General features: G+C 69.4%; 19 protein-coding genes and 1 riboswitch. Of the genes, 4 read left to right on the top strand and 15 right to left on the bottom strand.

The genetic code is table 11. From position 1 onward, the window contains the following. Window positions 1-1,568, bottom strand: a 1,568-nt coding sequence (locus tag C665_RS11580) for a SulP family inorganic anion transporter (protein ID WP_004310367.1), incomplete at its 3' end; no start/stop codon positions are given. 278 nt (window positions 1,569-1,846) lie between these two features. Between C665_RS11580 and C665_RS11585 the strand changes: the two genes are divergently transcribed. Next, on the top strand, window positions 1,847-2,791 hold the full coding sequence (locus tag C665_RS11585; protein ID WP_004310369.1) for a ribose-phosphate diphosphokinase: 945 nt from the start codon (window positions 1,847-1,849) through the stop codon (window positions 2,789-2,791). Window positions 2,792-2,803: 12 nt separating this feature from the next. On the opposite strand, the gene C665_RS11590 is transcribed toward C665_RS11585, so the two are convergent. The 3 genes from C665_RS11590 to C665_RS11600 form a co-directional block, all read right to left on the bottom strand. Then, complete coding sequence (locus tag C665_RS11590) at window positions 2,804-3,715, bottom strand: bestrophin family protein (RefSeq protein WP_040829102.1); 912 nt, start codon at window positions 3,713-3,715, stop codon at window positions 2,804-2,806. Window positions 3,716-3,859: 144 nt separating this feature from the next. Continuing rightward, complete coding sequence (locus C665_RS11595) at window positions 3,860-4,333, bottom strand: phosphate-starvation-inducible PsiE family protein (protein WP_004310373.1); 474 nt, start codon at window positions 4,331-4,333, stop codon at window positions 3,860-3,862. A gap of 80 nt (window positions 4,334-4,413) precedes the next feature. After that, on the bottom strand, window positions 4,414-4,806 hold the full coding sequence (locus C665_RS11600; RefSeq protein ID WP_004310375.1) for a TerB family tellurite resistance protein: 393 nt from the start codon (window positions 4,804-4,806) through the stop codon (window positions 4,414-4,416). Window positions 4,807-4,960: 154 nt separating this feature from the next. On the opposite strand from C665_RS11600, the gene C665_RS11605 reads away from it, so the two are divergent. Further along, window positions 4,961-5,878 carry a LysR family transcriptional regulator gene (locus tag C665_RS11605; protein WP_004310377.1) on the top strand — a complete coding sequence of 306 codons (918 nt, stop codon included), beginning with the start codon at window positions 4,961-4,963 and terminating at the stop codon, window positions 5,876-5,878. Between the two features lie 30 nt (window positions 5,879-5,908). Here C665_RS11605 and trxA read toward each other — a convergent pair whose 3' ends face one another. Next, window positions 5,909-6,286: a thioredoxin gene (gene trxA / locus C665_RS11610; RefSeq protein WP_004310378.1), complete on the bottom strand. Its 378-nt coding sequence runs from the start codon at window positions 6,284-6,286 to the stop codon at window positions 5,909-5,911. Window positions 6,287-6,405: 119 nt separating this feature from the next. On the opposite strand from trxA, the gene C665_RS11615 reads away from it, so the two are divergent. Then, a complete protein-coding gene (locus C665_RS11615; RefSeq protein ID WP_004310381.1) occupies window positions 6,406-7,518 on the top strand; it encodes an S-(hydroxymethyl)glutathione dehydrogenase/class III alcohol dehydrogenase in 1,113 nt (370 codons plus the stop codon). Between the two features lie 14 nt (window positions 7,519-7,532). Further along, window positions 7,533-8,381: an S-formylglutathione hydrolase gene (gene fghA / locus C665_RS11620; RefSeq protein WP_004310383.1), complete on the top strand. Its 849-nt coding sequence runs from the start codon at window positions 7,533-7,535 to the stop codon at window positions 8,379-8,381. Window positions 8,382-8,483: 102 nt separating this feature from the next. On the opposite strand, the gene metH is transcribed toward fghA, so the two are convergent. The 10 genes from metH to C665_RS11670 all read right to left on the bottom strand — a co-directional run. Beyond that, window positions 8,484-12,182, bottom strand: a complete 3,699-nt coding sequence (metH, locus tag C665_RS11625) for a methionine synthase (RefSeq protein ID WP_004310384.1) — start codon at window positions 12,180-12,182, stop codon at window positions 8,484-8,486. 75 nt (window positions 12,183-12,257) lie between these two features. Then, window positions 12,258-12,332: riboswitch (S-adenosyl-L-homocysteine riboswitch) on the bottom strand. A 46-nt stretch (window positions 12,333-12,378) separates the two neighbouring features. Beyond that, a complete protein-coding gene (locus C665_RS11630; RefSeq protein WP_051021734.1) occupies window positions 12,379-13,002 on the bottom strand; it encodes a hypothetical protein in 624 nt (207 codons plus the stop codon). A 13-nt stretch (window positions 13,003-13,015) separates the two neighbouring features. Beyond that, window positions 13,016-13,507 (bottom strand): outer membrane protein assembly factor BamE domain-containing protein, encoded by a 492-nt coding sequence (bamE, locus tag C665_RS11635; protein ID WP_004310388.1) that lies wholly within the window; start codon window positions 13,505-13,507, stop codon window positions 13,016-13,018. Between the two features lie 233 nt (window positions 13,508-13,740). Further along, window positions 13,741-14,946 (bottom strand): ABC transporter substrate-binding protein, encoded by a 1,206-nt coding sequence (locus C665_RS11640; protein ID WP_012584530.1) that lies wholly within the window; start codon window positions 14,944-14,946, stop codon window positions 13,741-13,743. A 93-nt stretch (window positions 14,947-15,039) separates the two neighbouring features. Next, window positions 15,040-15,984 (bottom strand): branched-chain amino acid ABC transporter permease, encoded by a 945-nt coding sequence (locus C665_RS11645; protein ID WP_004310392.1) that lies wholly within the window; start codon window positions 15,982-15,984, stop codon window positions 15,040-15,042. After that, window positions 15,984-16,853: a branched-chain amino acid ABC transporter permease gene (locus tag C665_RS11650; protein WP_004310394.1), complete on the bottom strand. Its 870-nt coding sequence runs from the start codon at window positions 16,851-16,853 to the stop codon at window positions 15,984-15,986. Before C665_RS11650 ends, C665_RS11645 begins: the two co-directional genes overlap by 1 nt. Before the next feature lie 15 nt (window positions 16,854-16,868). Further along, on the bottom strand, window positions 16,869-17,573 hold the full coding sequence (locus C665_RS11655) for an ABC transporter ATP-binding protein (RefSeq protein WP_004310396.1): 705 nt from the start codon (window positions 17,571-17,573) through the stop codon (window positions 16,869-16,871). Further along, window positions 17,573-18,412 (bottom strand): ABC transporter ATP-binding protein, encoded by an 840-nt coding sequence (locus C665_RS11660; RefSeq protein WP_004310398.1) that lies wholly within the window; start codon window positions 18,410-18,412, stop codon window positions 17,573-17,575. The genes C665_RS11655 and C665_RS11660 overlap by 1 nt, the downstream gene beginning before the upstream one ends. 187 nt (window positions 18,413-18,599) lie before the next feature. Next, the gene (locus C665_RS11665; RefSeq protein ID WP_004310400.1) at window positions 18,600-19,808 is read right to left on the bottom strand and encodes a multidrug effflux MFS transporter; all 1,209 of its coding nucleotides are present in this window, start codon (window positions 19,806-19,808) and stop codon (window positions 18,600-18,602) included. A gap of 66 nt (window positions 19,809-19,874) precedes the next feature. Beyond that, the coding region (locus C665_RS11670; protein WP_040829105.1) for a YifB family Mg chelatase-like AAA ATPase at window positions 19,875-20,893 on the bottom strand (1,019 nt) is incomplete at its 5' end.

Below are 20,893 nucleotides of genomic sequence, written 5' to 3' on the forward strand. Positions count from 1 at the left end.
TCGAGCTCGTCGTGCAGGATCGCGGCGGGCAGCTGCGGCGCACCCAGGCGCAGCAGCTGGGCGTGGATCTCGGGCGGCACCACCACGCGCGCGGCGATCGACTGCGCCTGGAGGCCCTCGATCATTTCCTCCAGCGCGAACTGCGCCGACAGGTCCATGAAGGGCACCCGGCTGCAGTCGAAGACGACGACGCGGGTACCGATCACCTGGTCCACGCGGTCGAGCAGCTGGCTCGCCGAGCCGAAGAAGAAGGCGCCCTCGATCTCGATCACGCGCACGCCGCTGTCGAGGCCGGGGAGCTCGTCACCGGCGGGTGTCTGACCGCCCTCCTCCGCATGGGGGAGCGGACGGACGCGCAGGCTGCTCTGGCGGGCAAGGCGGTGGATGATCAGCGCCATCGACAGGATCACGCCGGCGCCCACCGCCACGATCAGGTCCACCAGCACGGTGAGCGCGAACACCGCCGCCATCACCGCGACGTCGGCGCGCGGCGCCGTGCGCACCAGGCGCAGCATGCGGTAGTCGAGGATGTCCACGCCGACCTTGATCAGGATGCCGGCGAGCACCGCGAGCGGGATACGCTCGGCGAGCGGCCCCAGCCCGAGCAGCAGGGCGAGCAGGAAGAGCGAGTGCACCACGCCCGAGGCACGGCCGCGCCCGCCCGACTTGATGTTGATGACCGTGCGCATGGTCGCGCCCGCGCCCGGCAGGCCGCCGACGAAGGCGCACAGCAGGTTGCCGATGCCCTGGCCGACGAGCTCGCGGTTGGAGTGGTGACGGGTGCGCGTGATCGAGTCGGCGACCAGCGAGGTCAGCAGGCTGTCGATGCTGCCGAGCACCCCGAGGGTGATGCCGAGCAGCAGCACGGTGGTCCAGGTCTCCAGCGTGAAGCTCGGCAGCGCCGGTACGGGCAGCCCGGCGGGGATGTCGCCGATCACCGGCACCTGCAGGTCGGCGGCGGCGGACAGCGCGCTCATCGCCACCAGCGCGACCAGGGGTGCAGGCACGATCCGGCTCACCGTCATCGGGGTGCGGAACACGATCAGCAGGGTGAGCCCGCCGAGCAGCAGGGCCTCGGCGTTCACCTTGGCGAGCACGCCCGGGAGCGCGAGCACCGCGGCCAGCGGCGAGGACGCCGGCGCCACGCCGAGCAGCGGCGCGCTCTGCAGCAGCACGATGATCACGCCGATGCCGCTCATGAAGCCGGAGACCACAGGATAGGGGATGAAGCGCACCAGCCCGCCGGTGCGCAGCACGCCGAGGCCGATCTGCACCAACCCGCCCACCAGCACCGCCGCCATCGCCAGCGCGGCATCGCCGCCCACCACCGCGAGCGCGGAGGCGAACACCACGGTCATCGGCCCGGTAGGGCCGGAGATCTGCATGCGGGTGCCGCCGAGCAGCGCGGCGACGAAGCCGAGCACGATCGCACCGTACAGCCCGGCCGCGGCCCCTGCGCCGGAGGCCACGCCGAAGGCGAGCGCGAGCGGCAGCGCCACGATGCCGGCGGTGAGGCCGCCGAAGAAGTCCCCGCGCAAACGGGCGAGCGCCGAAGCCTGCGCATTCATGAGCGCCTCGAATCGAAGTCTCGTCCGGGCGGCTCGGACGGGTTCGTGGGTGCTGTCCCCGACCGCCGTGTTTTGTACAACGATGTGGCAAAAAGCGGCGCGCCGCAAGCCCCCGCCACTTGCCCTAGAGCGCTTCGGCGAAGCCTCGCTTCGGGAAGCATTCAGCTTCCTGATTCGCCCCCGGCCGCCCTCTTCCCGTAGCATTGCGCCTGCGCCCGAAACCGCGGCCCGCGCCCCCGATCCGGCGCTGCGCGAACCCACCACAGGAGCCTCCACCGATGATCAAGCACGGCCTGCAGATCTTCGCCTGCAACGCCAGCCGCGAGCTCGCGTGCGACATCAGCAACCGCCTCGGCCTGCGCCCGGGCCGCATCGACATCTCGCGCTTCTCCAACGACAACCTGCGCGTGCAGATCCAGGAGAACGTGCGCGAACGCGACGTCTTCGTCGTGCAGTCCTTCACCGAGCCGGTGAGCGAGCACATCATGGAGTTGATGATCACGCTCGACGCGCTGCGCAGCGCCTCGGCGCAGCGCATCACCGCGGTGATCCCCTACTACTCTTACGCACGCTCGGACAAGAAGGACGCGCCGCGCATCTCGATCACCGGACGGCTGATCGCAGATCTGCTGCAGACCGCCGGGGCGAACCGGGTGCTGACCATGGACCTGCACGCCGACCAGGTGCACGGCTTCTTCAGCGTTCCGGTCGACCACCTCACCGCGGTGTCGCTGATCGCCGAGCACTTCCGCAACCGCCACGATCTGTCGAACATGGTCGCGGTCGCCACCGACGCCGGCGGCGCCAAGCGCACCGGGCGCTTCTCGGAGAAGCTCGGCATCCCGATGGCGATAATCGACAAGCGCCGCGTGTCGGACACGGCCGTCAAACAGGGTGCGGTGGTCGGCGACGTGGCCGGGCGCGACGTGGTGATCTTCGAGGACGAGATCGCCACCGCCGGCACCCTGGTGTCGTCGGTGGACACGCTGAAGGCCGCCGGCGCGCGCAGCATCCACGCCGCCGCCACCCACGGCGTGCTGTGCGGACCGGCGATCGAGCGCCTGCGCGCGGCGGCGATCGACTCGGTGGTGGTCACCAACACCGTGGCGCTGCCGGAAGACAAGCGTCTCGACAAGCTCGCCGTGCTGAACGTCGCACCGCTCTTCGCCGCGGCGATCGAGCGCATCCACAGCGGCCAGAGCGTGGGCGCGCTGTTCGAGTGAGCGGGAGCGCGCTCAGTTGAGCACGAAATCCCCATCCGGCTGCGGCGCGGGCGGCGGCGTGTCGCCGAGCAGCTCGCGCAGGCTGGCGTCGATGGAGGCGACGATGGCATCGAGCGCCAGGTCGTTCGTCATCGTGCCGAAGGGCTCCTCGATCTCGTCGCTGAGCGCCTCGAGCGCGAAGAAGGTGTAGGACACGAAACCCACCACCAGCGGCGTCATCCAGCCCGTCGTATCCACCAGGCCGAAGGGCAGCAGCATGCAGTACGTGTACGAGCTGCGGTGCAGGATCACCGTGTAGGTGAACGGCAGCGGCGTGTTGGCGATGCGCTCGCAGCCCCCGAGCGCGGCCGACAGCGCGTCGAGCGAGCCCTCCATGTGCTGCGCCAGCATCGGCGGCAGGCAGCCCGCCTCGCGCCGGTCGCGCACCCATTGGCCGAGCCACAGCAGCACCAGCGCGGGTGCGAAGCGGGCGCTCCGCACGCGTCCGAGCACCGCGTCCGGAAGCAGGCCTTCGAGCCCCTCGTCGCGCGGACGGCCGCGCAGCTGGTTGCGCATCGTGCTTGCGAAGGCGATCAGGCCGAGCACGAAGGGGCGGGCATCGACGTCGGCGCGCGTCAGGGTCAGGGCATGCCGCGACAGGTTGCGCGCCTCGACCAGCACGACGCCCCAGAATTTGCGCGCTTCCCAGTAGCGGTCGTAGCTCGCGTTGATGCGAAAGCCGAGGAAGATCGCCAGGGCGACCCCCATCAGCGAGAACGGCGCGGAGGTCAGCGTGACCTTGACGTGGAAGAGTTGGCCGTGCGCGAGCACCACCGCGCAGGACAGCAACAGCACGAAGAGCTGCTGCGAGAAGATGCGCGGCAACAAGGAGCCGCGGCGGACGAAGAGAAGGTGAATCCAGTGCGGACGAGGGCGGACGATCACGACGGGCGGGCGCGGGGCGAGGCGAGGCGCAAAGGCGTGGATTCTGACAGCTTCGCGGCGAGGGGGAGCAATTTCGATCGCAACCGACGCCCTCGGCGTCCGGTCCCGGCCGCGACCGACGGGCCTGAGGTGCCCGCGTCCCCCTCACTCGCCGGGCCGCGCCGACACCAGCCAGTAGGTCACGCCGAGCGCGAGCACGATCACGCCGATCGCGAACAGGTACATCGGCTCCAGCGTCGACAGGTCGAGCACGATCACCTTGCGCGCGATCGCCATCAGCGCGGTGGCGATCACCAGCTTGACGTGGATGACGTCGTCGCGCAGGTAGAGCGTGATGTTGACGAAGATCTCGATCGCGATCAGCACCGCCAGGAAGGCGGCGAAGACCACGAAGATGTCGTTGAGGTCGAGCAGCAGGAAGGGCGGATCGGACAGCTTCTCGTAGAGCACGAGGACGACGTCCGCGACGGTCCACAGGATCACCGCCACCATCAGCACCGCCAGCACGCGGATCGCCTGGCGGATGATCCAGTGCAGGCGGTCGATCAGGGGATCGTCGACACGATCGCCCAGATGGTTGTCGTGGGCCTTGCCGGGCCCGTGCCTCATCTCCCCCATGACTGCCTCCGTGGCGGTGGTGGCGAGCGCGCCGGATCATGTTCCGACCCGGCTCGCCACCGGGTTCGTTCGGGCGTGCCCTAGTGCGGGCGCGAGCCCCATTTTTCCAGCGCGCGGGCGAGCACCTCGACCTCGGCCGAGGTCTCGACCCCGTCGGCGCTGACGATGTCCTGCATCGTGCGCAACAGGGCCTGCTGCAGCCTGGGGTCGGCGATGTCCTCGAGCAGCAGGTCGAGCACCTCGTCGGCCACCTTCAGGCGCACGCCGTCGAGGTAGTGCGCGCTCAGCAGCAGGTCGTCGCAGTATTCGCGCAGGATGCGCTCGAACTCCACGCTGCCGATGCCCAGCCTGCGGGCGAGGTCGGCGTGCATCATCGTGTCGACCTCGTTGCGGTCCAGGCCGCCGTCGGCGAGCACGGTGAGGGCGAGCAGGCGGGCGGCCGCCGGGGTGCTGTTCGTTTCGTAGTGGCGCATGGCGTGGTCTCCTTTCGTGTGCGGTCTCTTGCGTCGCCGCGCGCTCCCGAGGGAAGCGCCGCGGCCGACGAGTGCAGACTAAGGCAGAAGCATCCGCCGAAAAAGTCGACTACGATTAGTCGATCGATCGATTTTTTCGACGGAACTGAAAATCATGGGCAGCAGCGACCTCAACTACAAGCACCTGCGCTATTTCTGGACGGTGGCGCGCGTGGGCACGATCGCCGAGGCCGGGCGGGTGCTCGGGCTGGCGCCGCACTCGATCAGCGCCCAGCTCGCCACCTTCGAGGGCACGCTCGGCGTCACCCTGTTCCGCCGCAGCGGCCGTCGCCTGGCGCTGACCGAAGCGGGTGAACGCATCCTGGGCCAGGCCGAGGAGATCTTCGCGCTCGGCGACCAGATCGTGGAGACGCTGCGCGACGACAGCCTGCGCCGCAGCCTGCCCTTCCGCATCGGCATCCCGGACTCGATGCCCAAGTCGATGGTGCATCGCCTGATCGAGCCGGCGCTGCGCCTGGAGCGCCCGGGCCGGCTGGTGTGCCGCGAGTCGCCGCTGTCCGAGCTGCTCGCCGAGCTCGCGGTGCACCGCCTCGACCTGGTGATCGCCGACCGCCCGATCCCGCCCGAGGTCAGCGTGCGCGGCCACGAGCACCTGCTCGGCGAGAGCACGCTGAGCGTGTTCGCCGCGCCGGCACTGGCCGGGCGCCTGCAGGGCGACTTTCCGCGCCTGCTCGACGGCGCGCCCTTCCTGCTGCCGGGCGAGGACGTCGCCCATCGCGGCGCCCTGCTGCAGTGGTTCGAGCGCATGCGCATCCGCCCGGCGATCGTCGCCGAATTCGACGACAGCGCGCTGATGAAGGCCTTCGGCCAGGCCGGGGACGGCGTGTTCGCCGCCCCCACCACGATCGCCGACTACGTGTGCCGGCAGTACGGGGTGCGCCTGCTCGGCGAGGTGCCGGATGTTCGCGCGCGCATCTATGCGATCACCACCGAGCGCCGGCTCTCGCATCCGGCCATGCAGGCGATCCGCAACGCGGCCTCGCGCGCGCTGACGCCCGCGCCGCGGGCCTGAGGGTCGGCCGGAATCCCTCGCCGGGGTCGTTCAGCCCTGCTGCGCGTCCGCCTGTTGCTGGGCGATCTCGGCGCGCACCTGGTCCATGTCGAGGCCGCGCACGCCCTCGATCACCTGGTTCAGCGCGTTCGCGGGCAGCGCGCCGGACTCGCGGAACACCATGACGCCCTCGCGGATCACCGCGATGGTGGGGATGGAGCGGATCTGGAAGGCCGCGGCGAGATCCTGCTGGGCCTCGGTGTCGACCTTGCCGAAAACGATGTCGGGGTTGGCCTCGGCCGCCGCCTCGTAGGTCGGCGCGAAATTGCGGCAGGGACCGCACCAGGCCGCCCAGAAGTCGAGGAACACGATCGGGTGGTGCGCGACGGTGTCGTTGAAATTGTCGGCGGTGAGTTCGAGGGTGGCCATCTGCGGCTCCATTCAATATTAGCGAAGGGCGATGATACGTCGCGCGACCGCATGGGTCACGGAGCGGTCGGGCATTTCGCCTAGAATAACCGTTTGGACCCAATCGAAAAGGAAATCCCATGATCCGTTCCCGCGCCGCCGTCGCCTGGGCTGCCAAACAGCCGCTCGAAGTCACCGAAGTGGACGTCGCCCCGCCCAAGGCCGGCGAAGTGCTGGTACGCACCGTCGCCACCGGGGTCTGCCACACCGACGCCTACACGCTTTCGGGCGCGGATCCGGAAGGCATCTTCCCCGCCATCCTCGGCCACGAGGGCGGCGGCATCATCGAGGCGGTGGGTGAAGGCGTGAGCTCGGTGGCGGTCGGCGACCACGTGATCCCGCTGTACACGCCCGAATGCGGCAAGTGCAAGTTCTGCCTGTCGGGCAAGACCAACCTCTGCCAGGCCATCCGCGCCACCCAGGGCAAGGGGCTGATGCCCGACGGCAGCAGCCGCTTCAGCAAGGACGGCAAGCCGATCTTCCACTACATGGGCACCTCGACCTTCTCGGAATACACCGTGCTGCCCGAGATCAGCGTGGCGAAGATCCGCAAGGACGCCCCGCTCGACAAGGTCTGCCTGCTCGGCTGCGGCGTCACCACCGGCATCGGCGCGGTGCGCAACACCGCCAAGGTCGAGGCCGGCGCCAGCGTGGCGGTGTTCGGCCTCGGCGGCATCGGCCTGTCGGCGATCATCGGCGCGGTCATGAACAAGGCCGGGCGCATCGTCGCGGTCGACATCAACCCGGAGAAGTTCGAGATCGCACGCCAGCTCGGCGCCACCGACTGCATCAACCCGCTCGACTACGACCGCCCGATCCAGGAGGTCATCGTCGACCTCACCGACGGCGGCGTGGACTACTCCTTCGAGTGCATCGGCAACGTCAAGGTGATGCGCTCCGCGCTGGAGTGCTGCCACAAGGGCTGGGGCGAGTCGGTGATCATCGGCGTGGCCGGCGCGGGCGAGGAGATCTCCACCCGCCCCTTCCAGCTCGTCACCGGGCGGGTGTGGCGCGGCTCGGCCTTCGGTGGCGTGCGCGGGCGCAGCGAGCTGCCCGGCTACGTCGACATGGCGCAGCGCGGCGAAATCCCGCTCGACACCTTCATCACCCACCGCATGGGGCTGGAGGACATCAACAAGGCCTTCGACCTGATGCACGAAGGCAAGAGCATCCGCTCGGTGATCCTGTACTGATGGCGGAGACCGCGATGTCGACCGCCCCTGAGCAGATCGCCGCCAACCGCAGCTTCGGCGGCTGGCACCGCCGCTTCCGCCACCGCTCGGCGGCGCTGGGCTGCGACATGGTGTTCGCGATCTACCTGCCCCCGCAGGCCGCGGCCGGCCCGGTGCCGGTGCTGTACTGGCTGTCGGGGCTCACCTGCACCGACGAGAACTTCATGCAGAAGGCCGGCGCCCAGCGCCTGGCCGCCGAGCTGGGGATCGCGATCGTGGCGCCCGACACCAGCCCGCGTGGCACCGGGGTGCCGGGCGATCCGGACGGCGCATGGGACTTCGGGCTGGGCGCGGGCTTCTATGTGAACGCGACCGAGGAACCCTGGAGCCGCCACTACCGCATGTACGACTACGTGGTGACGGAACTGCCGGCGCTCGTCGAGGCGAACTTTCCGGTGAGCGACGCGCGCGCGATCTCGGGGCATTCGATGGGCGGGCACGGCGCGCTGGTGTGCGCGCTGAAGAACCCGGGGCGCTACCGCTCGGTGTCGGCCTTCGCGCCGATCGCCAACCCGAGTGCCTGCCCCTGGGGCGAGAAGGCGTTCTCGCGCTACCTCGGCGCGGAGCGCGCGCGCTGGCTCGAATGGGATGCCTGCGCGCTGATCGCCGGCGCCAGCGAGCGCCTGCCATTGCTGGTGGACCAGGGCGAAGCCGACGGTTTTCTCGCCGAACAGCTCCGCCCCGAGGCCCTGCGCGCCGCTTGCGCCGCCGCCGGCCACCCGCTCACGCTGCGCCTGCAGGCGGGTTACGACCACAGCTACTACTTCATCGCCAGCTTCATCGACGAGCACCTGCGCCACCACGCCGCCGCGCTGCGCGGCTGAAGCGCCGTGTTCGCGCCTTGCGGCGCTCCTACACGAAGGCTCTCGCGCGTCTTCCGTAGGCGCGCCGCAAGGCGCGAAGCGGGCCGCGGGACGAGCGCCCTGTCACAGCAGCGGCGCCAGCCAGCGCGCGGCCTCTTCGACCGCCATGCCGGTGCGGCGCGCCCAGTCCTCGAGCTGGTCGCGGCCGATCTTGGAGACGGCGAAGTAGTGGCTCTCGGGGTGGGCGAAGTAGAAGCCGCTCACCGCCGCCGCCGGCGTCATCGCGTAGCTCTCGGTGAGGTCCATGCCGATGCGCGCGCGCGCGCCGAGCAGCTCGAACAGCGGGCCCTTGACGGTGTGGTCCGGGCAGGCCGGGTAGCCCGGCGCGGGACGGATGCCGCGGTACTCCTCGCGGATCAGCGCATCGTTGCCGAGCGTCTCGTCGGCGGCATAGCCCCAGCACTCGCGGCGCACGCGCTCGTGCAGCCATTCGGCGCAGGCCTCGGCGAGGCGGTCGGCCAGGCTTTTCAGCATGATGGCGTGGTAGTCATCGTGCGCGGCCTCGAACTCTGCGACCCGGGCCTCGATGCCGAGGCCGGCGGTGACCGCGAAGGCGCCGATCCAGTCCGGCACGCCGGATTCCTTGGGCGCGACGAAGTCCGCCAGGCACCAGTGCGGCTTGCCCGCGGGGCGCTCGTGCTGCTGGCGCAGGCCGTGCCAGACCATGGCGAGGTGCTTGCGGTCCTCGCCGGTGTAGATCTCGATGTTGTCCCCCGCCGCGTTGGCCGGGAACAGCCCGAACACCGCTTTGGCCTGCAGCCACTCCTCGGCGACGATCCTCTCCAGCATCGCCTTGCCGTCGGCAAAGACGTTGCGCGCGGTCTCGCCCACCACTTCGTCGTCGAGGATGGCGGGGAAGCGGCCGGCGAGGTCCCAGGTCTGGAAGAAGGGGCCCCAGTCGATGTAATCGACCAAGTCGCCGAGCTCGACGTCGATCGCCTGCACGCCCAGCATGTTCGGGCGCGGCGGCTGGTATTCGGAGGCGACGCGGAAGGCGTTGGCGCGCGCGGCCTCGAGGCTCACCAACTGCATGCCCTTCTTGTTGGCGTGCAGCGCGCGGATCTTCTCGTAGTCGGCGGCGACCTCGGCCTTGAAGGCCTCGCTCCGGCCTTCGGACAGCAGCGCGGTGACCACGCCCACCGCACGCGAGGCGTCGGGCACGTACACCACCGGCTGATCGTAGTGCGGCGCGATCTTGATCGCGGTGTGGTTGCGGCTGGTGGTGGCGCCGCCGATCAACAGCGGCACGGAAAAGCCCTGGCGCTTCATCTCGGCGGCGACGTGGGCCATCTCCTCGAGCGAGGGCGTGATCAGGCCGGACAGGCCGATCGCCTGCGCGCCGTGCTCCTTCGCCGCCTCGAGGATCTTCGCTGCCGGCACCATCACGCCGAGGTCGATCACCTCGTAGCCATTGCAGCCGAGCACCACGCCGACGATGTTCTTGCCGATGTCGTGCACGTCGCCCTTGACCGTGGCGACGACGATACGGCCCTTGCTGCTGGCGCCGGTGCGCAGCTTCTCGGCCTCGATGTAGGGGATCAGGTGCGCCACCGCCTGCTTCATGACGCGCGCCGACTTCACCACCTGGGGCAGGAACATCTTGCCCGCGCCGAAGAGGTCGCCGACCACGTTCATGCCGGCCATCAGCGGGCCCTCGATCACCGCCAGCGGCGGCTTGCCCGCGGCCTCCAGCTTCGCCCTCACCTCCTCGGTATCGGCGACGACGAACTCGGTGATGCCCTTGACCAGCGCGTGGCTCAAGCGCTCCTCGACCGCCCACTCGCGCCAGGCGAGGTCCTGCGCGGACTCCTTGGCCTGGCCCTTCACCGTCTGCGCGAACTCGACCAGCGCCTCGCCCGCCCCGGGCTTGCGGTTCATCACCACGTCCTCGACCTTGTCGCGCAGCTCGGGCGCGAGCTCGTCATAGACGCCGAGCTGGCCGGCATTGACGATGCCCATCGACAAGCCGGCCTTGATCGCGTGGTAGAGGAACACGGTGTGGATCGCCTCGCGCACCGGGTCGTTGCCGCGGAAGCTGAAGGACACGTTCGACACCCCGCCCGAGGTCTTGGCGTACGGCAGGTTCTCCTTGATCCAGGCCACCGCGTTGATGAAGTCGACCGCGTAGTTGTCGTGCTCCTCGATGCCGGTGGCGATGGCGAAGATGTTGGGGTCGAAGATGATGTCCTCGGCCGGGAAGCCGGCGCCGCCCTCGGCCACCGGCTTCACCAGCAGCCTGTAGGCGCGCTCGCAGATCTCGGTCTTGCGGCGGAAGGTGTCGGCCTGACCCTTTTCGTCGAAGGCCATCACGATCACTGCCGCACCATAGCGGCGTGCGAGCCGCGCCTGGCGCAGGAACTCTGCCTCGCCCTCCTTCATCGAGATCGAGTTGACCACGCCCTTGCCCTGGATGCACTTGAGGCCGGCCTCGATCACCGACCACTTCGACGAGTCGAGCATGATCGGCACACGCGAGATGTCGGGCTCGGTGGCGATCAACTTGCAGAAGCGCTCCATGGCGGCGACCGAATCCAGCATCGCCTCGTCCATGTTGATGTCGATGACCTGGGCACCGTTTTCGACCTGCTGGCGCGCCACCGCGAGCGCGTCGTCGAAGCGGCCCTCGAGGATCATGCGCGCGAAGGCCTTGGAACCGGTGACGTTGGTGCGCTCGCCGACGTTGACGAAAAGACTGTCGCCGCCGACGTTGAAGGGCTCCAGCCCGGACAGGCGCAGCTTTTTCTCCAGCACCGGCACGGCGCGCGGCGCCAGGCCCCGGACCGCTTCGGCGATCGCCGCGATGTGCGCCGGCGTGGTGCCGCAGCAGCCGCCGACGATGTTCACCAGGCCGCTCTGCGCCCACTCGCGAATCTGGCCGGCGAGGTGCTCGGGCGTCTCGTCGTAGCCGGTGGGCGACAGCGGGTTGGGCAGGCCGGCGTTGGGGTGGGCGGACACGTGGGTGTCGCAGGCGGTGGAGAGTTCCTCGACGTACTGGCGCAGCTGGTCGGCGCCGAGCGCGCAGTTGAGGCCGAAGCTGATCGGCTGCGCGTGGCCGAGCGAGTTCCAGAAGGCCTCCGCGGTCTGGCCCGACAGCGTGCGGCCCGAGGCGTCGGTGATGGTGCCGGAGATCATCACCGGCCAGCGCCGGCCGAGGTCCTCGAACAGCTTCTCGATCGCGAACACCGCCGCCTTGGCATTCAGCGTATCGAAGATGGTCTCGATCAGCAGGATGTCGGCACCGCCTTCGAGCAGGCCCTTCGCCGAGGCGTAGTAGTCGTCGGCAAGCGCATCGAAGCTGATGTTGCGGTAGCCGGGATCGTTCACATCGGGCGAGATCGACAGCGTGCGCGAGGTCGGCCCGAGCACGCCGGCGCAGAAGCGCGGCCTGGCGGGGTCCTTTGCGGTGTATTCGTCGCACAGCCGGCGCACCAGGCGGGCGCCCTCGACGTTGAGCTCGTAGGCCAGCACCTCCAGGCCGTACTCCGCCTGCGACACGCGGGTGGCGTTGAAGGTGTTGGTCTCGATGAGGTCGGCGCCAGCCTCGAGGTAGGCGCGATGGATACCGGCGACCACGTCCGGACGCGTGAGCACCAGCAGATCGTTGTTGCCCTTGAGGTCCTTGGGGTGGTCGAGGAAGCGCTCGCCGCGGTAGTCCGCCTCGCCCAGCTTCTCCTGCTGGATCATCGTGCCCATGGCGCCGTCCAGGATCAGGATGCGCTCGGCGAGAAGCTGGCGGAGTTCGATGCTGCGGTCGGCTTGCATGGGATGTCCTCGGTCGTTCGACGGTCGCCGGGCAACGCCACGCACAAATGCGAACGGCGCCACAAACCGGCTGAAGGTTTGTGAGCGCCGTTGATCGGTTGCCGAGCCTGGCCCCGGATCGATCAGGGGGTCGCAGCGCTCCTCGGCAGGCCCAGGATTCTATCGGCAGCATGCGCCCGCTGCCAAGGGCAGCGGCCTACCAGAAGAAGGGGTGCCCGAAGGACCGCGGGAAGAAGGGGCCGGGATAACCCCAGCCGATGCCCCAGCCCCAGGGATGGCCGTAGTAGCCGCTCCAGCCCCCGAGGACGGCGCCGTCACGCGGGAACACGTAGGTCTGGCTGGTCCGCACCACCTTGCCGTCGATGAAGTGCACGTTGAACAGGACGGCGATCCCAGGACCGTCGTTGCGGATGTTCCAGTCCCACACCTCCTCGCCCGAGTTGCGGAAGCGCTGCTCGGAGCGGTGGGTGCCGAGCAGGCGCGAGACCTGCTCCTTGTCCATGCCGCGCTCGACGCGGGCGAGATTCTCGGGGGCGAGCGCATCCCACTGGCGCAGCACGATCCCGCCCCGGTCGACCTGCACCATCAGGCAGCTGCGACCGTTGGGCTGGGTGGAATACTCCAGCGTGACCGTGCCGTCGTCGTTGTTCCAGCGCCGCGTGGGCTCACCGCGCGCGGACAGGGCCTCGGCCTCGGTGGTGTAGGGACGCGGCGGCTCGAAGCTCGCGCAACCTGCGAGCAGGACGGCCAGCAATACAGGCCACAGCCAGCACAGCGGTGAAGCCTGGGCGCGGACGGACGGGGTGCTGGGGAAATACATCGAGGCCTCCCTGCTAACGCTTGTACTGGGTATGTCTTCCGGTTCCGGTCACTCGCCCTTCGTTGTTGAACGACACCGTGAAGAAGACCGGATCGTTCGTGCCGTCGGGACCGCGCGAGATCCGCCACTCCCACACCGTCTCCTGCTTGAGCTGGAAGAACTGGCTGGACGCCGGCTTGCCAAGCAGGCGACGCACCTGGTCGCCATTCATGCCGTGTTGGACCTTGGCGAAGGTCTCCTCGTTCAGCACCTGGTCGATGCGGCGCAGGATCTGGTCGGGGCCGATGGTGATCATGAAGCACTCGATCCCCTCCGGCTGACGGCTGAACTCCCAGGTGAGCGAGCCGTCCTCGTTGCGCCATTCCATGTGTGGCGGGCCGAAGCGCTCGCGCACCTCGGCGGAGGTGGACACCCCGGGCTTGAGCTCCTTCACGTTGATATAGTCGCAGGCCGTGATGCCGAGCGCGGACAGCAGGCCACAAAGCCAGGCGAGGATGCGTTTCATCCGGATTCTCCGTTGATCGACGGCATGTGCCAGCGGCCGCCGGGACGCCCTCCAGCCATGCACGGGCCCGGCCGGGAGCGCAGCGACGCCATCAGCATCGATGATGCCGAGCCGTTTTGCAATCGGGGAATGGTGAGGCTTTGCAATCGCACGCGGGGGTCGCAAGCGCTCGCGGCGGCGGCCGCGAACGCTTGCATTTCGGAACAAGCCGCCCGCCGAGCGGGCGGGCGCGATCACTTCATGTCGGCGATCGACTCGTACCTGTTGCCGCTGACCTTGAAGAAGGCGTAGTTGCCCGGCACGTCGCCGGCGGCATCGAACTCGTGGTCGCCGCCGGCGCCCTTGTAGTCGATGTCCTTGCCTTCGGCGATCAGCTTCTTGGCCTTGGCCCACTCGCCCGCCAGGATCGGCTCGCCGGGCGCGGTCGCCACCGCGCGCAGCGACTCGGCCAGCTTGGTCTTGTCGCCCCCCGCCTTCTCGATCGCCAGCGCGGCGAGGAAGGCGGCGTCGTAGGAGGTGGTGGCGAACACGGCGTCGATGTTCTCGCCCGCGGCCTTGAAGGCCTTGTTGAAGTTGTCGAGCGAGGCCGAGGCCTCGCCCACCGGGGCGGACACGAAGAAGCCACCGAGGTTGGCCGCGCCGATCGCCTTGACCAGACCCTCGGACTTCATGCCGTCGGCGCCGACGAAGGTCTTGAAGAAGTTGTTCTCGAGCGACTGGCGCAGGATGCTCAGGCCGGTGCCATCGCCGTAATCGAAGATGACCAGGGTGTCTGCGCCACCGCGGGCGAGCGTGGCCAGCTCGGAGCGGTAGGAGGCCTTGCCCTCCTCGTGGCCCGAATAGCCGGCGATGGTGCCGCCGTTGGCCTCGAACTCGGACTTGAAGGATTCGGCCAGGCCCTTGCCGTAATCGTTGTTCAGGTAGGCCACCGCCACCTTGGAGATGCCGCGCGCCTTGAGGGTGCGCGCCAGCGCACGGCCCTGGTAGTCGTCGGACGGCAGCGTGCGGTAGACGAGGTCCTTGTCCTTGAGCTTGGTGATCTCGGGCGAGGTGCCGGAAGGGGTGATCATCAGAACGCCGGCGGGGATGGTCACCGAGTTCGCCGAGGCGAGCACCGCGCCCGAGCAGGCCGGGCCGACGACCGCGATCACGCGGTCGATGTTCACCGCCTTGGTGGCGACGTCGGTGGCGTTCTGCGGGTTGCAGGCGCTGTCGCCGAGCACGACCTCGAGCTTGCCGCCCTTGAGGATGCCGCCCTGTTCGTTGACGTGGGCGACCGCCAGCTTGGAGGCCGCCGCCATCGGCGGCGCGAGCGCCGCGATCGGGCCCGAGATGGCCGCCATCAGGCCGAGCTTGACGTCCTGGGCGTGGGCCGGTGCGGCGACGACCGCGGCGCCGAGCATGGCGCCGACCACTGCTGCGACTGTTCTTTTCTTCACCTTTGTCACCTCCTGAATGTGCCGAAGCACCTGATGGACGATGCGGGCCCGCCGCGGGCCCGCCACGAAGTTCTGGTCACGGTCGCGCGCAGCTCAACGATGCGGCGGCGAACCCGCCTGGCGCTCGGGCAGGATGCCCTCGGGGCGGAAGCGCAGCACCAGCTGCAAGGTCAGGCCGATGATGAACACGCGCGCATACTTGGCCTGCACCGCGACCTCGGTGGGCAGGCGGTCGGTGAGCAGCTCGGACACCGACCAGATGATCCAGATGACCGCCGCGCCGAGGATGGCACCGCGGTTGTTCCCGGAGCCGCCCAGGATCAGCATGATCCAGATGAGGAAAGTGGCGATCATGGGGTCGATCGCCTCGGGGGTGATCGAGCGGTTGAAGTGCACGAACAGCGCGCCCGCCAGCCCCATCAGCGCCGAGCCGAACACGAAGGCCTGCAGCCGGCGCGCCTCGACCTGCTTGCCCATCGCCGCGGCGGCGAGCTCGTTGTCGCGGATCGCCCGCATCATGCGCCCCCACGGCGCCTTCACCTGGCGCTCGACGAGCAGGTAGGCGATCAGCACCAGGGTGGCGACGATCGCCAGGTAGGCGATCTGCGAGGGCATGTAGTCGAGGTCGCCGAAGGGACGGGGCACGCCGGTGACGCCGCGCACGCCGCCGGTGAGCCAGCCTTCGGTGCGGATCACAAGGCGGATGATCTCGGCGATGCCGATGGTGGCGATGGCGAGGTAGTCGGAGCGGAAGCGCAGGCAGATCTTGCCGATCGGCCACGCGATCAGCGCCGCCGCCGCCATCGCCGCCAGCCAGCCGACCACGAGCGGCAGCTCGTAACCGCCCAGCCGGCCGGTGGCGGGCAGGCTGGTGAGGATCGCGGAGGTGTAGGCGCCGACCGCGAAGAAGCCCGCGATGCCGGCGTTGAAAAGGCCGGTGAAGCCCCACTGGATGTTCAGCCCGAGCGCGAGCAGCGCGTAGATGCCGATCAGGATGGCCATGAAGACCGCGTAGTTGGCGAGTCCGAGCAGATCCATCAGAGCACCTTGCCGTTGAGCAGGCCGCGCGGGCGGACGAGCAGGATCAGCAGCAGCAGCGCGAAGGCGGTGGCCGCCTTGTACTGCGCCGGCAGGATGAAGATCGACAGCTCCTCGGCGATGCCCACGATCAGCCCGCCGAGCACCGCGCCCTCGACCCGACCCACACCACCGAGGATGGCGGCGGCGAACATCGGCAGCAGCACCTGCCAGCCCATCATCGAGTGCAGCTCGTTGTTGATGCCGAGCATGAAGCCCGAGGCCGCGCACAGCGCGCCGACGATCGCCCAGGTGAGCATGGTGACCTTGCGGTTATCCACGCCCGAAAGCCGCGCGAGGTCGGGGTTGTCCGACATCGCCCGCATCGCCTTGCCCCAGCGCGAATGGCGCAGGAAAAGGGTCAGCCCGATCACGATCGCCACCACCGCGGCCAGCGTGTACAGCTCGCGGTCGCGCAGCAGGATGCCGAAGTATTCGTCCGGGCGCACGATGCCGCTGGCGTAGGTGCGCGGATCGACGCCGAACACCACCTGCACCACCGCGCGCAGCATCAGCGCGACGCCGAGCGAGGCCATCACGGTCATGATCTTGGGCCGTGCCTTGAGGTAGTCGTAGAACAGCTTGTCGACGACGATCGCCACCACCGCGACCGCCGCCATCGCGATCGGCAGCGCCGCCCAAGGGGTGAGCCCGGCGGTGACCAGGGCGAGCGCGACGAAGGCGCCCAGCGTGGCCATGTCGCCGTGGGCGAAGTGGGAGAAGCGCAGGATGCCGAACACCAGCGTGATCCCGATCGCGCCCACCGCGTAGATCGAGCCGAGCACGACGCCGGGCACGATGTGGAAGTTGAGGAAGTCCATGAAGCTCATGAGCGCCGGACTCCCTTAGCCGCCGAGGAACATTTCGGCCACCTCGCGATCCGCGAGCAGGGCCTGTCCGCTGCCCTCGTGGCGGTTGGCGCCGGTGGCGAGCACGTAGCCGCGGTCGCAGAAGGCGAGCGCCTGCTTGGCGTGCTGCTCGACGAGCAGGATGGAGACACCGGCGTCGCGCACGTCGCGGGTGATCTGGAAGATCTGTTCCATGTACTTGGGGGAGAGGCCGGCGGTGGGTTCGTCGAGCAGCAGCAGCTTGGGATCGAGCATCAGCGCGCGCCCCATCGCCACCATCTGGCGCTGGCCGCCGGAAAGGTCGCCGGCAAGGTTGCGGCGCTTGGCCTTGAGGTCGGGGAAGAGCCCGTAGATGCGATCGTAGGCGGCGGCGAGGTCGCCGCGGCGCAGGAAGGCGCCCATCTCGAAGTTCTCGTGCACCGTCATCTCGCGGAACACGTTGTCCACCTGCGGCACGTAGCAGATGCCGCGCTGCACGATGCGGTCGGGCGCCCAGCCGGTGATGTCCTCGCCGTCGAAGACGATATTGCCGCCGCGGATCGTGAGCAGGCCGAACACGGATTTCATCGCGGTGGACTTGCCGGCGCCGTTGGGGCCGACGATGACGACGATCTCGCGCTCGCCCACGGTCATCGACACCCCGTGCAGGATGTCGGCGTCGCCGTAGCCGCCGCGCACGTCCTTCATTTCGAGGAGCGCCATCACAGGTCCTCCCGGTGCAGTTCCTGCTCGCGCAGTTCCTCGACCTTGGGGTCGTGCTCGGCAGCCTCGCGCTCGACCGCGGTCGGCGTCTCGCCGAGGTAGGCCTCGAGCACGCGGGAATCGGAGCGCACTGTATGGAAATCGCCCTGGATCAGCACCTTGCCCTCGGCCATGCACACCACCGGAGCGCACAGCTTCTCGATCATCTCCATGTCGTGCTCGATGAGGATGAAGGTGTAGCCGCGCTCGCGGTTGAGGATGAGGATCTTCTCCTCGAGCTTGCGCAGCAGGGTGCGGTTGACACCGGCGGCGGGCTCGTCGAGCAACACCAGTTTGGCGTCGGTCATCATCGTGCGGCCGAGCTCGAGCAGTTTCTTCTGCCCGCCGGACAGGTTGCCCGCGCGCTCGTCGGCGACGTGAGTCAGTTCCAGGAAGGCGAGCGTGTCGTCGGCCTTCTGGCGCACCGCCTCTTCGGCCGCGCGCACCTTGCCGGCGGCGAACCAGTTGGCGAAGAGGTTCTCGCCGGGTTGCCGCGGCGGCACCATCATCAGATTCTCGCGCGCGGTGAGGTTGTGGAACTCGTGGGGGATCTGGAAGGTGCGTACCAGGCCTTTGTGGAAGCGCGCGTCGGTAGGCAGCGCGGTGATGTCCTCGCCGAGGAAGCGGATGGTGCCCGCGGTCGGCTGCAGGGCGCCGGCGACCAGGTTGAACAGCGTGGTCTTGCCCGCGCCGTTGGGGCCGATGAGGCCGAGGATCTCGCCCTTGGCCACCCGCAGGGTGCAGCCATCCACGGCATGGAAGCCGCCGAAGGCTTTGACCAGGCCATCCACTTCGAGCATAGCGTTGCGATTCCTTGCGGCGAGAAGAGCGCGACAGAGGCGGCGTGAGCCGGCCCACCGGCACATGAACGTGACGCCCCGAGCAGGGCGGTCGATAACACACGGATACTAGAACGAGGCGTGACCTTAGCCGAATGCATCCGCGACAAAAATAGGGGCCAACCACTACGGGCGTGGCGCGACCTTGCTACGCCGCACCCTCGCGCACGTGCGCGCCCAGCCGCCACCATGCCATCCACGCACACAGGCCGAGCGCGGTGAACATGCCCATCCCCGACGCCAGCCCGAGCGGACTCGACCACAACAGCGGCGCCACCAGCGCCGAGCTTGCCGCGTTGAAGCCGATCTGCAGGAAGCTCTGGCAGCTCGACGCCATTCCGCGGCGCTCGGGAAAGATCTCCAGCCCGAGCAGGCTCATGCTCGGCATCGCCACCGCCATGCCGCAGCTGAACAAGCCGATCGGCAGCACCGAGACCGGCACCGCGGGGACGAGGAGGCCCGACACCGCGGCGTTGGCCACCACCGCCGCGAACATCAAGACGAAGCCGAAGCCCACCGTGCGCACCGGCGACCAGCGCCCGGCCACGCGCTCGGAGAGCGTCGAGCCGATCATCATCCCGCCCACCGCCGGACCGAACAGCCACACGAAACCGCCACTGCCCAGGCTCAGATGCTCGAGGATGAACACCGGCGCCGAGAGCACGTAGAGGAAGAAACCGTTGAAGTTCAGCGCCACCCCGAGCGCCAGCAACATGAAGGCCGGGTGGCGGAAGATCGCCAGGTAGGCGCGCAGCAGCGGCCGCGGATGCAGCGGCTGGCGGTCCTCCTCGGCGAGCGTCTCGGGCAGGAAGCGCCACGTCGTCCACGCGAGCGCGAGCCCGAAAAGGGCGAGGAAGAAGAAGATCGCCCGCCAGCCTGCGAGCGCGAGCAGGCCCGCGCCCAGCATCGGCGCCAGCGCCGGAGCGAGCGCGAAGATCAGCATCACCCGCGACATCAGGCGCTGCGCCTGCGGCCCCTCGTGCAGGTCGCGCACCACCGCACGCCCGACCACGATGCCCGCGCCGCCGCTCAGCCCCTGCAGCGCGCGCCCGAACCACAGCCACTCGATGCTCGGCGCCAGCGCGCACACCAGCGAGGCGAGCGCGAACACCACCGTCAACGCGACCAGCACGCGGCGACGCCCGAAACGGTCGGCGAGCGCGCCGTGCCATAGCACCATGGACGCGAGCGCCACCATGTAGATCGTCAGCGTCTGCTGCACCTCCAGCCGGCTCGCGCCCAACGCCGCCGCGATCGCCGGAAAGGCGGGCAGATAGGCATCGATCGCGAACGGGCCGATCGAGGACAGGGCTGCCAGCAGCGAAGCGAGGCGGGCGTGGGTGAGCGGTCGGATCATGTACGCCTTGGGGCGGACTCCTGGTGTCGTCGTCCGCAGCCGACGGCGCACGGGGCGCGGGGTCGTTCAGCGGGAGTCGAGGCTGCGCCGGTACTGGATCGCCTCGGCCACCTGGGCTGCCCCCGGACGGGACGCGCCGGCGAGATCGGCGAGCGTGCGCGCGACGCGCAGGACACGATGATACGCCCGCGCCGACAGGTCGAGCCGCTGCATCGCCTGGCGCAGCAGGGTTTCGCCGCCCGGATCGGGGCGACAGTGGCGCTCCACCTCGCCGGCCGGCAGGCGGGCGTTCGGACAGCCCTGACGCGTTGCCTGCAGCGCACGCGCCGCCGCCACCCGCGCGCGCACCGCGCTGGAGGGCTCGCCCGGCGGGCTTTCGAGCAGGACCTCCGGCGCGATTGCAGGCACCTCGACGGTGAGGTCGATGCGGTCGAGAAAGGGGCCGGACAGCCGCCCGCGGTAGCGCGCCACCTGCTCGGGCGTGCACCGGCAGGCGCGGCGCGGATCACCGAGATGGCCGCAGGGACAGGGATTCATTGCCGCGACGAGCTGGAAGCGGGCAGGGAATTCGGCGCGCCGGCGCGCGCGCGACACCGTGACGGTGCCGGTCTCGAGCGGCTCGCGCAGGGACTCGAGCACACGGCGGTCGAACTCGGGCAGCTCGTCGAGGAACAGCACGCCGTGGTGCGCGAGCGAGATCTCGCCCGGGCGCGGCACCGCGCCGCCGCCCACCAGCGCCGCCGCCGAGGCCGAGTGATGCGGCGACCGAAAAGGTCTGCGGTGGAAGCTGCGCGGATCCAGGCGCCCCTCGATCGAGGCCACCGCGGCGGCCTCGATCGCCTCGTCCTCGTCCATCGCCGGCAGCACGCCGGGCAGACGCTGCGCCAGCATCGACTTGCCGGTACCCGGCGGTCCGAACAGCAGCAGGGAATGCCCGCCCGCCGCGGCGACCTCGAGCGCACGCCGCGCCTGCAGTTGACCGCGCACATCGGCGAGATCGGGCAGCCCGGCGGCGTCCTCGTCCTCGGGGGCCGCCGCGAGCGCCGGCTCGAGGCGGGGGTGTCCGTTGAGATGCGCGCACACCG

The organism is Thauera aminoaromatica S2, assembly GCF_000310185.1.
Taxonomy (GTDB): Bacteria; Pseudomonadota; Gammaproteobacteria; order Burkholderiales; family Rhodocyclaceae; genus Thauera; species Thauera aminoaromatica.